The sequence below is a fragment of the Bradyrhizobium sp. genome, from assembly GCF_030646015.1.
Classification (GTDB): domain Bacteria; phylum Pseudomonadota; class Alphaproteobacteria; order Rhizobiales; family Xanthobacteraceae; genus Bradyrhizobium.
The window spans coordinates 36,547-50,907 of record NZ_JAUSLT010000194.1 but is presented as its reverse complement, the minus strand read 5'-3'; the positions used below and the strand labels follow the sequence as shown (position 1 = coordinate 50,907).

Sequence of the window (14,361 nt, the reverse complement as noted above, 5' to 3'; positions counted from 1 at the left end):
GGCCACGCCGCGTCATTTGGAGCCGCGCGCGCCTTCCTGTAAGTTGCGGCTGCTGCCTGCTCGCGAGGAACCCCATGAAAGCCTTCGACACCGCCATCTCGGAGACCCCCGAAGCCGTCGCCGGACCGTGGCGCCGGCCGCATCAGATGCTGCATGCGCAGGTCTATGATTCCCATGCCTCGATTCACGACGATGCGACGGCGCAGAAACTGGGATTCCAGGGCGGCACCATCGAGGGGCCGACGCATTTCAGTCAGTTCGTGCCGCTGTGCGTGAGCGTATGGGGCCATGCATGGTTCGAGACCGGATGCATCTCCGCGCACTACCGCAATCCCTCCTTCGAGGGCGAAGAGGTGCAGGCCATCATGGCAAAGCCCGCCGCGGGAGCGAGGCAATGCGCGATCCAGATGGTGAAGCGTGACGGCACCGAGGTGCTGCGTGGCACGGCTTCGGTCGGTTCCGACAAGACTCCAACCGCACTTGATCAGCGCCTGACCGAGCTGAAACCGCTGGCCGACCCGGTGATCCTGCGCGACATCAAGGTCGGCATGAAGACCGCTCGCCAGACCGTCCGGATGGATCTCGACCAGAACATGGGCGAGCTCTATCCATTCTCGCTCGCCGACAAGCTCAGGGTGATCACCGAGCCGAGCCCGTTTTATACCGGTGCCGGCAACCCCTGGGGCCGTCAGATCATTCCGATCGAGATGCTCAGCGTTCTCTTTCAATACAGGGCCAGGGAGGATCGCCTGCCGGTCAGGGGCCCGGCCGTCGGCCTGTTTGCCGATCAGGAGATCCGGCTGCTGCGGGGCCCACTGTTCGCCGGTGAGGACTATCAGACCGAGCGGGAAGTCGTCGCCCTGAGCGGCAGCCGCCGGACCGAGAGCCTTTGGGTGCGGACATCAGTGTTTGCGTCGGACGATTTGCCGGTCGCCACCATGCTGCTCAACCTCGCCAGCATCAAGGATTCCTACGCATCGTACACCCAGGAACATGCCGGGCTCTACGCGTGACGTGTGCGGCGATGAAGCTTCTTTCTCGAATGGTCGCGAGCCTGGCGCTGCTTGCCACGCCCGCCCAAGCGATCGTTGGCGGCGGCGCACCGTCGGCCGATGGTGTCGGCCGCTCCGTCGTCACCATCGTCGGCTCGCGCGGTAACTTCTGTACCGGCGCCTTGATTGCGCCGAAGCTGGTTCTGACGGCGGCGCATTGCGTGCAGCCCGGGGCCACCTACAAGATCGTTGAATATGGCGCGGACCGGCAACCGCAATTGCAGGACGTGAGCAGCGTCGCGATCCACCCCGGTTTCAGCATGCAGGCGATGGCGGCGCACCGCGCCACCGCCGACGTCGCGCTGCTGCGGCTCGACGCCCCGCTCAAGGGCAAGATTGCATCGGTCGTCGGCGCGCCGCAGATTCCAATTCTGGCCGGCAGCCGCTTCACCATCGCCGGCATCGGCGTCACCGTCCGCGGCGACGGCAAGAGCGGCGGCACCAATCGTGTCGCGGGTCTCATCGCGACCGGCAAGCCCGGCACGCTGCAAATTCGCCTCGTCGATCCCGTAGGCCAGGGGACGCGCGATGGGCTCGGCGCCTGCACCGGCGATTCCGGCGGTCCGGTGTTCGAAGACAAGCCAGGTGGTCCTGCTATCGTCGGCGTCGTCAGCTGGTCGACCGGGCCGAACGGCACCGCCGGCTGCGGCGGCATGACCGGCGTCACGCCACTGACGCTGTACCGCGACTGGATCCTGCAGACCGCGCGGCAATGGGGTTCAGCGTTGTGAGTTTGATGTAGCTCAATGAGGTCACCGCCTTGTTTGTTCGATGATTGGCGGCTAGAAAATTTCAGGCAACGGCTCATCGGTTCAAACAAAGATTAAAACGCATGAACATCACCGCGCCCCTCCGCTCGATGGCTGCCGCGCAGGCGGTCGAGCATTTCGACGTCCTGATCGTCGGTGCCGGCATCTCCGGTGTCGGCAGCGCCTATCACCTGACCAAACAACTGCCCGACACCACCTTCGTCGTGCTGGAAGAGCAGGAGACCTTTGGCGGAACCTGGTGGACCCATAAATATCCCGGCATCCGCTCCGACAGCGACCTGCACACCTTCGGTTACAGCTTCAAGCCGTGGGTCGGCCCGCCGATCGCGACGGCTGATGAAATCCGCGCCTATATGGGCGAGGTGATCGACGAGAACGATCTCGCAAGACACATCCGCTACCGCCATCGGATCAATTCGGCTAAATGGTCGAGCGAGACCAATCTGTGGACCGTCGAATCCGTCGACAAGGACAGCGGCGAAATCCGCACCTTCACCGCGAACTTCCTCTGGATGTGTCAGGGTTATTATCGCCATTCCGAGGGCTACACCCCGGAATGGCAGGGGATGGCGGACTTCACGGGCCGCATCGTCCACCCACAACGCTGGCCCGAGGATCTCGACCTCACCGGCAAGAAGGTCGTCGTGATCGGCTCGGGTGCCACCGCGGCGACGCTGATCCCGAACATCGCGAACCAATGCGAGCATGTCACCATGCTGCAGCGGTCGCCGACCTATTTCCGCACCGGCCGCAACGCCATCGAGCTCGCCGAGGAACTGCGGCGGCTGCAGGTCAAGGAGGAGTGGATCCACGAAATCGTGCGGCGCAAGATCCTGTTCGAGCAGGATCTGTTTACCCGCCGCTCGTTCACCGAGCCGGAGAAGGTCAAGCAGGAATTGCTCGGCGGCATTCGCGCCGCACTCGGTCCCGGCAATGAGGAGATCGTCGAGAAGCATTTCACTCCGAGCTACCGGCCGTGGCGGCAGCGTATTGCCTTCGTGCCCGACGCCGACCTGTTCGAGGCGGTCAAGAGCGGCAAGGCCTCCGTCGTCACCGACGAGATCGACCGCTTCACGAAAGACGGCATTCTCCTGAAGTCCGGCGAGACGCTGAAGGCCGACATCATCATCACCGCGACCGGGTTCAACCTCAATGTGCTCGGCGATATCGCCTTCGAAATCGACGGCAAGCCGCTCGATTTCGCCGATACCGTCACCTATCGCGGCGTGATGTTCACCGGCGTTCCGAACATGGCCTGGGTGTTCGGCTATTTCCGCGCCAGCTGGACGCTGCGCACCGATCTGGTCGCCGACTTCGTCTGCCGCCTGCTCGGCCACATGAAGGCGAGGGGCGCCCGGAAGGTGGTGCCCGCGCTGCGGCCGCAGGAAGGCAACATGCCGCTGCAGGCCTGGATCGATCCGGAGAATTTCAATCCCGGTTACATGATGCGCAATATGCATCTGTTGCCCAAGCGCGGCGACAAGCCGGAATGGCAGCACAGCCAGGACTACTGGGCCGAGAAGGACCAGTTCCCGGCAATCGACCTCGACGATCCCGCGTTCGTGTACGAGTGAAGGCGCTCCGTCTATGCCGCTATCCTCTTACCCTCCCCTGGAGGGGGAGGGTCGACGCGAATGAAATGAGCGGCGGGGTGGGGTGACGGTCTATCGCGTCGAGCGGTGTACGCGTCGAGAGACCGTCACCCCACCCCGTCTCGCATTTCGCTGCGCTCATGCGAGCCGGCCCTCCCCCTCCAGGGGAGGGTAAGGGACGCTCCCATCCGTTACCTTCTCCGCGCCAAAATCCTTTCGCAAGGTCGGCTTGTGGATCTTGCCGGTGGCATTGCGCGGCAGCGCGTCGACGAATTTGATCAGGCGCGGGCGCTTGAAGCGTGCGAGATTGGCCTCGCAATGCGCGTGGATCTCCGCCTCGGTGACGGCTTGGCCCGGCTTGATCGCGATGATCGCCATGCCGGTCTCGCCCCACTGCTCGCTGGGAATGCCGATCACGGCGGCTTCCGCGATCGCGGTGAGCTGGTGCAGCACGTTTTCGACCTCGGCCGGATAGACGTTCTCGCCGCCGGAAATGTACATGTCCTTCCAGCGGTCGACGATGTAGTAGAACCCTTCCTCGTCGATCCGCGCGGCGTCGCCGGTATGCAGCCAGCCGTCGGTGAATGACGATTTGTTGGCGTCCGGCCGGTTCCAGTAGCCCGGCGTGATGTTCGGCCCCTTGACCCACAATTCGCCGAGTTCGCCGACGCCGGCATCCGACCCGTCGGGCCGCACGATCCGCACCTCGGTATGCAGCACCGGCTTGCCGGACGAGCCGGCCTTGCGCACGGCATCCTCCTTGTCGAGCGTCAGTACCGCGGGGCTGGTCTCGGTCATGCCATAACCCTGCTGCAGCGCGACGCCGCGTGCCTCCCATACCTTCAGCAGCGGTACCGGCATCGGCGCGCCGCCGACGCCGCCGATTGCGAGGCGGCTGAAGTCTGAGCCTGCGAAGGCCGGATGCTGCGCCATGAATTGGTAGATCGAGGGCACGCCGAAGAACTGGTTGATGCCGCGCGCGGGGTCGCTGATCAGCTGCAGCGCCGCGCCCGGATCGAACGCGCGCATGATCAGCACGGTACCACCGGCATGCAGCACCGGATTGGTGTAACAGTTGAGTCCGCCGGTATGGAACAGCGGCAGCACGGTGAGCAGCACCGTCGACGGCGAGATATAGGAGGGGCCGCCGAGATTGACGCAATTCCAGAACGTCATGCCGTGGGTGATGATGGCGCCCTTGGGCTGGCCCGTGGTGCCCGAGGTGTACATGATCGTGGAGATGTCATCGAGCGTGACGATTTCGGCCCGGTCGAGCGGCGGTGCGGCCGCGATCGCGGCCTCGTAGGAGGCGCCGGGTCCGAGCAGCAGGGTGGACGGCACGCCGCACAATTTGGCAACCGACAGCGCCACCTCGGCCAGCTCGGAATCGTGGATCATCAGCACGGGTGCTGCGTCGCCGACGATGTAGTGCAGCTCGGGCACCGTGAGCCGGGTGTTGAGCGGCAAGAACACCGCGCCGATCCGGCCGCAGGCGAACTGCACCTCCAGCGTATCGGTGGTGTTCAGCGCCAGCACTGCGACCCGGTCGCCGCGCTTGACCTCGAGCCGGTCACGCAGATGCGCGGCCAGCCGCGAAATCCGGCTGTCGAATTGCGCGTAAGTGAATGTGCGCCCGCTGCCGAGATCGATCACCGCCGGCTTGCCCGGCGTGCGGCGGCCGAAATGGGCGATCCAGTCGTAATGGCGAACCGGCAAGGCTTCCTCCAGGGGTATCGCGGTCTTGGGCCGCGTGATGAGTTGGCGAGCGTAGCGATATATTGTCTTGCGTCGAGTGGCTGGCTGGGGTGTAGCCACCACTCTCTCAACGTCGTCCCTGCCTAGTGCGCAATTGCGCACTAGGCAGGGACGACGGATGAGAGATTTTGCTTTCCACGCTAGCATCTGGGGCGCCGGACGGTGTACTTCCAGCCACTCGACGCAAGTTCGCCTGCCGGTTTCCGGCGCATCCTGCGCCGCAACAAGAATCACGGGAGCGAAGCGGATGCCGAGCCCATTCTACACCGCCGAACACGAAGCCTATCGCGACGTGGTGCGCCGCTTCGTCGAGAAGGAAATCGAGCCCTTCGCCCATGAATGGGACGAGGCGGGCGGGTTTCCGCGTGAACTCTATGAAAAAGCCGCCGCCATCGGGCTGCTCGGCCTCGGCTTTCCCGAAGAATATGGCGGCACGCAGGTCGACAATTTCATGTGGATCGTCGCGGTGCAGGAACTGGCGCGGGCCGGCGCCGGCGGGGTTTCCGCCAGCCTGAAGAGCAATTCGATCGGCGCGCCGCCGATCGCGCGCGCCGGCAGTCCGGAATTCAAGGCGCGGGTGCTGCCGGAAATTCTCTCAGGCAAGAAAATTTCGGCGCTGGCGATTACCGAGCCGAGCGGCGGCTCCGACGTCGCCAATCTGCGCACCACCGCGCGGCGCGACGGCGACCATTATGTCGTCAACGGCGAGAAGACTTTTATTACGTCGGGCATGCGCGCGGATTACATTACGACGGCGGTGCGCACTGGCGGTCCGGGTCCCGGCGGGGTGAGCCTGCTGGTGATCGAGGGCGATACGCCGGGGCTGTCGCGAACGAGTCTCAAGAAGATGGGCTGGTGGGCCTCGGATACCGCGACGCTGCATTTCGACGATTGCCGCGTTCCATCAGGCAATCTGCTCGGTGAGGAGGGCGCGGGCTTCAAGATCATCATGCATAATTTCAACAGCGAACGGCTGACCATGGCGGCCGGCTGCACCGCGGCGGCGCGGGTCTGCCTCGACGAGGCGACCGCCTACGCCAAGCAGCGGCACACGTTTGGAAAGCCGCTGGCGCAGCATCAGGTGATCCGGCACAAGCTGGTCGACATGGCTCAGAAAGTGGCGGCAACGCAGGCGATGCTGGAAATGCTGGCGTGGCGGCTCGACCATGGCGAAAGCCCGGTCGCCGAAATCTGCATGCTGAAGAACCAGGCGACGCAGACCATGGCGTTCTGCGCCTCCGAGGCGGTACAGATTTTCGGCGGCGCCGGCTTCATGCGCGGCATCAAGGTCGAGCGCATCTACCGCGAGGTCAAGGTTAACGCCATCGGCGGCGGCAGCGAGGAGATCATGAAGGATCTGGCCTCAAGGCAGATGGGATTGTGAATCTTCTCCCCTCCTCCCACGCGCCCTTGCGCGTGGCGGGGAGGGGTCGGGGGTGGGGGGTCTATCAGCGCATACGATTGCCAGTGAATTTGCGGACGCACCCCCCACCCCCCACCCCACCCCACCACTCGCTGCGCTCGCGGGGGGAGGGGGGAAGAAGACGAGCGCCCGGAATGGCGAGAATGGATTAGAAAAATGCTCTTCACCGCAGACCACGACGACGCCCGCAGCACCCTGCAAAAGTTCATTGCAACGGAAATCAATCCCTTCGTCGACGAATGGGAGAAGGCGGAACAATTCCCCTCGCACGAGATGTTCAAGAAGCTCGGCACTCTCGGCTTCCTCGGCCTCAACAAGCCCGTCGAATTCGGCGGCCAGGGGCTGGATTACAGCTACGCGCTGATGATGGCCGAGGAACTGGGCGCGATCCATTGCGGCGGGGTGCCGATGGCGATCGGGGTGCAGACCGATATGGCGACGCCGGCGCTGGCGCGGTTCGGCTCGGATGAGGTGCGCCGCGAGTTTCTGGCGCCGGCGATATCGGGCGACGCGGTGGCCTGCATCGGCGTGTCGGAGCCGGGCGCCGGTTCCGACGTCGCCTCGATCAAGACCAGCGCGCGTTCCGATGGCGACGACTACGTCATCAATGGCGGCAAGATGTGGATCACCAACGGCGTCAAGGCCGACTGGATCTGCCTGCTCGCCAACACCGGCGATGGTCCGGTGCACCGCAACAAGTCGCTGATCTGCGTTCCCATGAAGAGCAAGGGCGTCCAGGTCGCGCGAAAGCTCGACAAGATGGGGATGCGCTCGTCCGATACCGCGCAGATCTTCTTCGACGAGGTGCGGGTGCCGAAGTGCAACCGCATCGGCGAGGAAGGCATGGGCTTTACCTACCAGATGGTCCAGTTCCAGGAGGAGCGGCTATGGGGCGCCGCCGCCTGCCTCAAGGCGCATGAAACGATCATCAACGAGACGATCGAATACACCCGCAATCGCAAGGCGTTCGGCCAGAGCATCCTCGACAACCAGGTCGTGCACTTCAAGCTGGCGGAAATGCAGACCGAGGTCGAGTTGTTGCGCGCGCTGATCTACCGCGCCGGCGAGGCGCTGGTCGCGGGCGAGGACGTCACCCGGCTGGCGACCATGGCGAAACTGAAGGCCGGCCGGCTCGCCCGCGAGTTGACCGACGCCTGCCTGCAGTTCTGGGGTGGCATGGGCTTCATGAACGAGACCCATGTCAGCCGCGCCTATCGCGACAGCCGCCTCACCTCGATCGGCGGCGGCGCCGACGAGGTGATGCTGTCGGTGCTGTGCAAGATGATGGGCACGCTGCCCGGCGCGAAGAAGTAGTGACTTTCTTACCCTCCCCTGGAGGGGGAGGGTTGGCTCGCATCGCAAGATGCGAGACGGGGTGGGGTGACAGTCTATCAACTCGTGCACTGTTCGTAACGAAAGACTTTCACCCCACCCCGCCGCGCGTTTCACGCGCGTCGACCCTCCCCCTCCAGGGGAAGGTAAGTGATCTTCCCGAACCATGAATGGGGTCGTCGATGTTCTACGAACAGAGCCAGAAAGTCGGTGAACTGAAGCATCGCGTACAGTCGTTCATGGACCGTCACGTCTATCCGAACGAAGAGCGGTTCTATCGGGAGGCGGAAGAACTCGGGCCCTGGAAAGTCTATCCTGTTGTCGAGGAGCTGAAGCCGAAGGCGCGGGAAGCGGGCCTCTGGAACCTGTTCCTGCCCGAGAGCGAGCATGGCGCCGGTCTTACCAACCTCGAATATGCACCGCTGTGCGAGGTGATGGGACGGTCGCATCTTGCGCCCGAGCTGTTCAACTGCTCGGCGCCCGACACCGGCAACATGGAAGTGCTGGCGCGCTACGGCACGCGGGAGCATCAGGAAAAGTGGCTGAAGCCGCTGCTAGCTGGCGAAATCCGCTCCTGCTTCGCCATGACCGAACCGGCCGTGGCCTCCAGCGACGCCACCAATATCGAGAGCTCGATTGTTCGCGAAGGCGATGACTACGTCATCAATGGCCGCAAATGGTACACCACCAACGCCACCGACCCGCGCTGCAAGATCTGCATCTTCATGGGCAAGACCGATCCGGACAATCTGGACCGCCACCGCCAGCAGTCGATGATCCTGGTGCCGATGGACACGCCGGGCGTCAAGGTGCTGCGGCCGATCCCGGTGTTCGGGTTTTACGGCGTGCCCGACCGCGCCTCCGAAGTGGTGTTCGACAATGTCCGCGTGCCCGCCAGCAACATGCTGCTCGGCGAGGGCCGCGGCTTTGAAATCGCGCAGGGCCGGCTCGGCCCCGGCCGGATTCATCACTGCATGCGGCTGATCGGTTTGGCCGAACGCACGCTGGAAAAGATGTGCGTGCGCACGCGTAGCCGCGTCGCCTTCGGCAAGCCGGTATCGGAGCAGACCGTCACCCAGGAACGCATCGCGGAATCTCGCATCATGATCGAGCAGTCGCGGCTGTTGACGCTGCATGCCGCGCACATGATGGACACCGTCGGCAACCGCGAGGCCAAGGCCGAGATCGCCATGATCAAGGTCGCGGTGCCGAACATGGCCTGCCAGGTGATCGACTGGGCGATCCAGGCCCATGGCGGCGGCGGCACCAGCAACGATTTCGGACTGGCCGCGGCCTATGCGACGGCGCGGCTGCTACGGCTGGCAGATGGGCCGGACGAGGTTCATCGCAATCAGATCGCAAGGCTGGAGTTAAGAAAGCATTGTAATGTATGAGGCGGGGAAGGGCCGACGGAGGTCGCAACGATCACGACTGTCATCGCCCGCGAAGGCGGGCGATCCAGTATTCCAGAGGCGGTTGTAATCGAACCGAGCGGTCGCTGCGTACTGGGCGGATTCGCCCGGTCAAAGCCGGGCGATGACAGCTGTGGTGATGAGGCGATGGTGCCCCCGCTCACCCCGCCGTCCCATGCCGCCTCAGCAATCCCCGCCCCAACTGCGCCAGGTGCACCTGGTCCGGCCCATCGCCGAGCCGCATGAAACGCGCGTACATGTAGGCTTCAGCCAGGAAAGTATCCTGCGACACGCCGGCGGCGCCGTGGATCTGGATGGCGCGGTCGATGACGCGGGCGGCCATGCTCGGCACCACGACTTTTGCCGCGGCGATCATGTCGCGCGCCGCCTTGTTGCCCTCGCGATCCATTTTTTCGGCAGCCCGCAGCGTCAACAGCCGCGCCTGTTCGATCTCGCACCAGGAGTTTGCAATGTCCTCGCGCACCGATCCCTGCTCGCCGAGCGCCTTGCCGAAGGCGACGCGGGATTGCGCGCGGGCGCACATCAGCTCTAGCGCGCGCTGCGCACAGCCGATCAGCCGCATGCAGTGATGGATACGGCCGGGCCCGAGGCGGCCCTGTGCGATTTCAAAACCGCGTCCTTCGCCGAGCAGGATGTTTTCCAAGGGCACCCGGACGTTGTCATAGACGATCTCGGGATGGCCGACCGGTGCCTCGTCATAGCCGAACACGCGCATGTCGCGCACGATGCGAACGCCGGGCGTCTCCCGGGGCACCAGCACCATCGACTGCTGCAGATGCTTGTTGGGATTGTCAGGATCGGTCTTGCCCATCACGATCAGGATCCTGCAATCCTCGCTCATCGCGCCCGAGGTGAACCATTTGCGGCCGTTGATGACATAGTCGCCGCCGTCGCGGCGGATGCTGCACTGGATGTTGGTGGCGTCGCTGGAGGCCACTTCAGGCTCGGTCATCGAGAACGCCGAGCGGATTTCGCCCGCCAGCAGCGGTTCAAGCCAGCGCTTCTTCTGTTCCGCCGTGCCGTACAGCGTGAGCACTTCCATGTTGCCGGTATCGGGCGCCGAACAATTGAAGATTTCAGACGACCACGACACCCGGCCCATGATCTCGGCCAGCGGCGCGTAGTCGAGATTGCTGATCCCGGCGCCATGCTCGCCGGGCAGGAACAGATTCCACAGCCCCTCGGCGCGGGCACGGCGCTTCAGCTCTTCCAGGATGGGCGGGCGGTGATGGCGATGGCCGTTCTCGACCTGCTCCTGATAGAGGCCTTCGACCGGATAGACGTGCCGCGCCATGAACGCCGACAGCTTTTCCTGTAGCTCGATCGCTCTCGGACTATGTTCGAAATCCATTGGCCTGGCCTTTCTACTCAGGAGGTGCCGTTTCCTTCCCTCTCCCCTTGTGGGAGAGGGTGGATCGAATGCGCGCAGCGCATTCGAGACGGGTGAGGGGTCTGTCTCCGCGGATAGAGACCCCTCATCCGCCTTCGCTTCGCGAAGGCACCTTCTCCCACAAGGGGAGAAGGAAGCAAGTCGCACCGTCTTGTGTCGACTAGCTGATCAGCGCTTAAACGCAAGATACGCAATCGATTTTCTCCGAGACTGCATGCAACGCCTGCGCAAAGTTCGCAAGCCAAGGGTTCAACGTAACCTGGAGAAAAGCATGACATCGCTCAACCGCCGTTCCCTGCTGGCGGGCTCCGCCGCCGCCGGTGTTGCAGCACTTGCCGGCCCCGCCCGCGCCCAGGAGACCCCCGGCGTCACCGCCACCGAGATCAAGATCGGATGCACCACGTCGCTGAGCGGCCCGGTCTCGGCATTGGGCACCATCGCGCGCTGCTCGGATGCCTATTTCAAGATGATCAACGAGCAGGGCGGCATCGCCGGCCGCAAGATCAATTTTGTCTTTTATGACGACGCCTTCAATCCGGCCAAGACCGTCGAGCAAACCCGTAAGCTGATCGAAAGCGACAATGTGGCTTTCCTGTTCTCGATGCTGGGGACGTCGCCGAACTCGGCGGTGGTCAAATACATCAATGCGAACAAGGTGCCGCATCTGTTCCTGTCGGTGAATGGCGACAAATGGGGCGACTACCAGACCTATCCGTGGACCATGGGCTTTGCGCCGAGTTCGCGCACCGAAGCCCAGGTCTTCGCCAAATATGCGCTCAGCCAGAAGGCCGATGCCAAATTCGCGCTGCTGTATCAGAACGACGATCTCGGCAAGGATTTCGTCGCCGGACTGAAGGACGTACTGGGCGCGCAATACGAGGCCCGGGTCAAGGCGGTGTCCTATGAAGTCACCGATCCCACCGTCGATTCCCAGATCGTGACCCTGCGCGCCAGCGGCGCCGACGTGCTGATCTCCGGCGTCACCGCGCGGTTCGCCGCCCAGGCAATCCGAAAAGTCTTCGAGCTGGACTGGAAGCCGATGCATTTCGTCACCAGCGGCGCCTCGTCGGTGTCCTCGACGATCATGCCAGTCGGGCCGGAACGCGCGCTCGGCCTGATCACCTCGACCTACATCAAGGACCCCTCGGATCCGGCATGGGCCGACGACGCCGGGATGAAGGACTATTTCGCCTTCATGGCGAAATACTATGGCGACGGGAATCCGAAGGAGTTCCTCAATGCCTATGGCTATACGGTCACCTCGGTGCTGCGTAAATTGCTGGAGCAGTGCAACGGCAATTTCTCCCGCGACAGCATCATGGCCCAGGCCAACAATCTGAAAAATTTGGAGGTTCCGACGCTGCTGCCGGGCGTCCGCGTCAACACCAGCCCGACCAACCACCATCCGCTGCGGCAGATGCTGCTGCAGCGCTGGGACGGCAAGGGCTATGTCCGGTTCGGCAGCATCATCGAGGGGGCCAATCTCTGATCGTGGCGGCGGTCGCATTACTCGTATTTCTGCAAGACCCGCCATGCTATGCCGATCCGATCGGCAGGCTGCCGCAACCAGTATCCTCATCCTGAGGAGCCGCGCACCTTGCGCGGCGTCTCGAAGGATGGGAGCAGGGAATGCGCCAGATGGTTCGAGACGTGCGCCTGCAGCGCAAGCGCTGCCGGACGCACTCCTCACCATGAGGGAAAGTGAAGGGATGTAAGATGATCACGCTCTATCATTGCCACGCCGCGCGCTCGTTCCGGCCGGTGTGGATGCTGGAAGAGATGGGGCTGCCCTACGAGCTGAAAATGCTGCCGTTCCCGCCGCGGGTGTTCGCCAAGGAATATCTCGCGATCAATCCGCTCGGGACCATTCCGTTCATGATCGACGGCGAAACCAAAATGACGGAGTCCACGGGCATCTGTCACTATCTCGGCACGCGGCACGGGCCGACGCCGCTGATGGTCGCCGTCGACGAGCCGGCCTATGGCGCGTTCCTGAACTGGATGTATTTTAGTGATGCGACGCTGACCTTTCCGCAGACGCTGGTGCTCCGTTACGCCCAGCTCGAGCCCGAGGAACGCCGCAACCCGCAGGTGGCCGGCGACTACGCCAAGTGGTTTTTGGGCCGGCTGCGGGCGGTCGAGGCCGCCACGGCCAACGCGGAGACGCTGGTCGCCGGGCGCTTCACCGCCGCCGATATCGTGATCGGCTATGCGCTGCGGCTGGCGGAAAACATCGGTCTTTCCAGGGATTTTGGGCCCAACGTCGCAGCCTATTGGCAACGCCTGCAGGCCCGCGACGGCTACCAGCGGGCGGTCGCCGCCGAAACGCTGGCGGGCGACCAGCAGAAGGTCGCGCGGCGCTCCTGAGAAACAATGCGTTTCGTGTCCCGGACGCGGTGCAGCGCACTTGGCGCTGCTCCGCAGAGCCGGGACCCACTCTCAGCCTAAAGATGGACCCCGGATCAGCAGCGCACCGCAAGAGCGCTGCGCAGCATCCGGGGCACGCTGCCAGAGCCTTCCGCTCACCGCGCTCCCCCGAATACCGGCCAAATCCTGAGCATTTCCCGAACTTTATCGCGGTGACATCCGCCGCGATTTCTGTATTCTGCCGCCTGCTCCGCCAGAGAGCCCGCACCCACGCGGCAAGAAGCAGACCTGCTCCCGGGAGGGGACGGAAATGAATGACAGCGCGCGCCGGGAATCCGGCCATCTGATGCTGATTACGCCGGAGCGGGTGTTTTACGCCGGCCTGCTCGGCCGTCCGCGGCAACGCTGCCCGGGTGCGTTTCATGTCTATGTCTCGATCGAGGCGGGCCTTTGGCTGACCACCGCCACGGGTTACGAAAGCTACGGCGAGCTGGCCGTTGTGCTGCCCAATGTGCGTCATACCATTGCCAGCGACCATCGCTCGGCGATCTGCCTCGTCATCGAGCCGGAAAGCGTCCGCGAAGGCGCCTTCGAAACACTCGCCGCGCGGCTTTCGGGAGCCGATGCTCCGTTCTTTGCGCAACGCGTCCGCGCCGCCTATCGCGCGTTGCAGCAGCGGCAGCATGGCGACGACATCAGCAATGCCGAGTTCGACACCATGTGCTTCGGCGAAGCGCTGCCTCCGCGTTCGCTCGATCCGCGCGTCATCAAATCGATTGCCCAGATCGGCCGGTTCTGCGGCGATCCGGTGACGGCCGCCAGCTGTGCCGCGGAGGCCGGGCTTTCCTCGTCGCGCTTCCTGCATTTGTTCAAGCAGGAGACCGGCATCTCGTTCCGGGCCTTCCGGGCCTGGAAACGCGCGCGGCATCTGCTGCACTTCGCCAACCAGGACCTCAACCTCGCGCATCTGGCGCAGGACATCGGCTATCCCGACTCCACCCATTTCAGCCATTCGATCCGCCGGTTCTATGGATTGAAGCCGCGCGCGATTTTCTCAGGCTCCAGGGATCTCGCGATCTACCGCAGCGATCCCGGCATGCCCGCTGCCGGCCTGCGCCAGGGGCGGGCCTGAGGTCGGAACCGGCGATAGCGCGTTGACGCAAGAAGCCGGATGAAGCGGGCCGCATGATCCGCCGCGAACATTGCGCGCGTGCGTCGCGGGCTGAACCGATCGAAGGCTGATCCAA

General features: G+C 63.9%; 11 protein-coding genes. 9 read left to right on the top strand and 2 right to left on the bottom strand.

Translation table 11 applies throughout. The features are described from left to right. Positions 1–74 precede the first annotated feature (74 nt). The 3 genes from Q7T45_RS27655 (at position 75) to Q7T45_RS27645 (ending at position 3,396) form a co-directional block, all read left to right on the top strand. A complete protein-coding gene (locus Q7T45_RS27655; protein ID WP_304875245.1) occupies positions 75–1,013 on the top strand; it encodes a hypothetical protein in 939 nt (312 codons plus the stop codon). A gap of 11 nt (positions 1,014–1,024) precedes the next feature. Beyond that, positions 1,025–1,783, top strand: a complete 759-nt coding sequence (locus tag Q7T45_RS27650) for a trypsin-like serine protease (RefSeq protein WP_304875244.1) — start codon at positions 1,025–1,027, stop codon at positions 1,781–1,783. A gap of 101 nt (positions 1,784–1,884) precedes the next feature. After that, positions 1,885–3,396, top strand: a complete 1,512-nt coding sequence (locus Q7T45_RS27645) for an NAD(P)/FAD-dependent oxidoreductase (RefSeq protein ID WP_304875243.1) — start codon at positions 1,885–1,887, stop codon at positions 3,394–3,396. Between the two features lie 156 nt (positions 3,397–3,552). Here the strand turns inward: Q7T45_RS27645 and Q7T45_RS27640 are convergent, their stop codons facing one another. Further along, positions 3,553–5,130: a long-chain fatty acid--CoA ligase gene (locus Q7T45_RS27640; protein WP_304875241.1), complete on the bottom strand. Its 1,578-nt coding sequence runs from the start codon at positions 5,128–5,130 to the stop codon at positions 3,553–3,555. 286 nt (positions 5,131–5,416) lie between these two features. Here Q7T45_RS27640 and Q7T45_RS27635 point away from each other — a divergent pair, with 286 nt between their 5' ends. From Q7T45_RS27635 to Q7T45_RS27625, 3 genes are all read left to right on the top strand, one after another. Next, a complete protein-coding gene (locus Q7T45_RS27635; RefSeq protein WP_304875240.1) occupies positions 5,417–6,553 on the top strand; it encodes an acyl-CoA dehydrogenase family protein in 1,137 nt (378 codons plus the stop codon). A 195-nt stretch (positions 6,554–6,748) separates the two neighbouring features. Next, the gene (locus Q7T45_RS27630) at positions 6,749–7,906 is read left to right on the top strand and encodes an acyl-CoA dehydrogenase family protein (protein WP_304875238.1); all 1,158 of its coding nucleotides are present in this window, start codon (positions 6,749–6,751) and stop codon (positions 7,904–7,906) included. Between the two features lie 200 nt (positions 7,907–8,106). Beyond that, a complete protein-coding gene (locus Q7T45_RS27625; RefSeq protein WP_304875237.1) occupies positions 8,107–9,318 on the top strand; it encodes an acyl-CoA dehydrogenase family protein in 1,212 nt (403 codons plus the stop codon). Positions 9,319–9,496: 178 nt separating this feature from the next. Here the strand turns inward: Q7T45_RS27625 and Q7T45_RS27620 are convergent, their stop codons facing one another. After that, positions 9,497–10,708, bottom strand: a complete 1,212-nt coding sequence (locus tag Q7T45_RS27620; RefSeq protein WP_304875235.1) for an acyl-CoA dehydrogenase family protein — start codon at positions 10,706–10,708, stop codon at positions 9,497–9,499. Positions 10,709–11,018: 310 nt separating this feature from the next. Between Q7T45_RS27620 and Q7T45_RS27615 the strand changes: the two genes are divergently transcribed. The 3 genes from Q7T45_RS27615 to Q7T45_RS27605 all read left to right on the top strand — a co-directional run bounded on the left by Q7T45_RS27615 (position 11,019) and on the right by Q7T45_RS27605 (position 14,246). After that, positions 11,019–12,236 (top strand): ABC transporter substrate-binding protein, encoded by a 1,218-nt coding sequence (locus tag Q7T45_RS27615; RefSeq protein ID WP_304875234.1) that lies wholly within the window; start codon positions 11,019–11,021, stop codon positions 12,234–12,236. Between the two features lie 227 nt (positions 12,237–12,463). Next, the gene (locus Q7T45_RS27610) at positions 12,464–13,114 is read left to right on the top strand and encodes a glutathione S-transferase family protein (RefSeq protein ID WP_304875232.1); all 651 of its coding nucleotides are present in this window, start codon (positions 12,464–12,466) and stop codon (positions 13,112–13,114) included. Between the two features lie 310 nt (positions 13,115–13,424). After that, positions 13,425–14,246: an AraC family transcriptional regulator gene (locus tag Q7T45_RS27605; RefSeq protein ID WP_304875231.1), complete on the top strand. Its 822-nt coding sequence runs from the start codon at positions 13,425–13,427 to the stop codon at positions 14,244–14,246. The last annotated feature ends 115 nt before the right edge of the window (positions 14,247–14,361 follow it).

Bases quoted from the DNA above. Each gene is read 5' to 3' on its own strand.
- Q7T45_RS27655 (WP_304875245.1), top strand. From the start codon at position 75: ATGAAAGCCTTCGACACCGCCATCTCGGAGACCCCCGAAGCCGTCGCC.
- Q7T45_RS27650 (WP_304875244.1), top strand. From the start codon at position 1,025: ATGAAGCTTCTTTCTCGAATGGTCGCGAGCCTGGCGCTGCTTGCCACG.
- Q7T45_RS27645 (WP_304875243.1), top strand. From the start codon at position 1,885: ATGAACATCACCGCGCCCCTCCGCTCGATGGCTGCCGCGCAGGCGGTC.
- Q7T45_RS27635 (WP_304875240.1), top strand. From the start codon at position 5,417: ATGCCGAGCCCATTCTACACCGCCGAACACGAAGCCTATCGCGACGTG.
- Q7T45_RS27630 (WP_304875238.1), top strand. From the start codon at position 6,749: ATGCTCTTCACCGCAGACCACGACGACGCCCGCAGCACCCTGCAAAAG.
- Q7T45_RS27625 (WP_304875237.1), top strand. From the start codon at position 8,107: ATGTTCTACGAACAGAGCCAGAAAGTCGGTGAACTGAAGCATCGCGTA.
- Q7T45_RS27620 (WP_304875235.1), bottom strand. From the start codon at position 10,708: ATGGATTTCGAACATAGTCCGAGAGCGATCGAGCTACAGGAAAAGCTG.
- Q7T45_RS27615 (WP_304875234.1), top strand. From the start codon at position 11,019: ATGACATCGCTCAACCGCCGTTCCCTGCTGGCGGGCTCCGCCGCCGCC.
- Q7T45_RS27610 (WP_304875232.1), top strand. From the start codon at position 12,464: ATGATCACGCTCTATCATTGCCACGCCGCGCGCTCGTTCCGGCCGGTG.
- Q7T45_RS27605 (WP_304875231.1), top strand. From the start codon at position 13,425: ATGAATGACAGCGCGCGCCGGGAATCCGGCCATCTGATGCTGATTACG.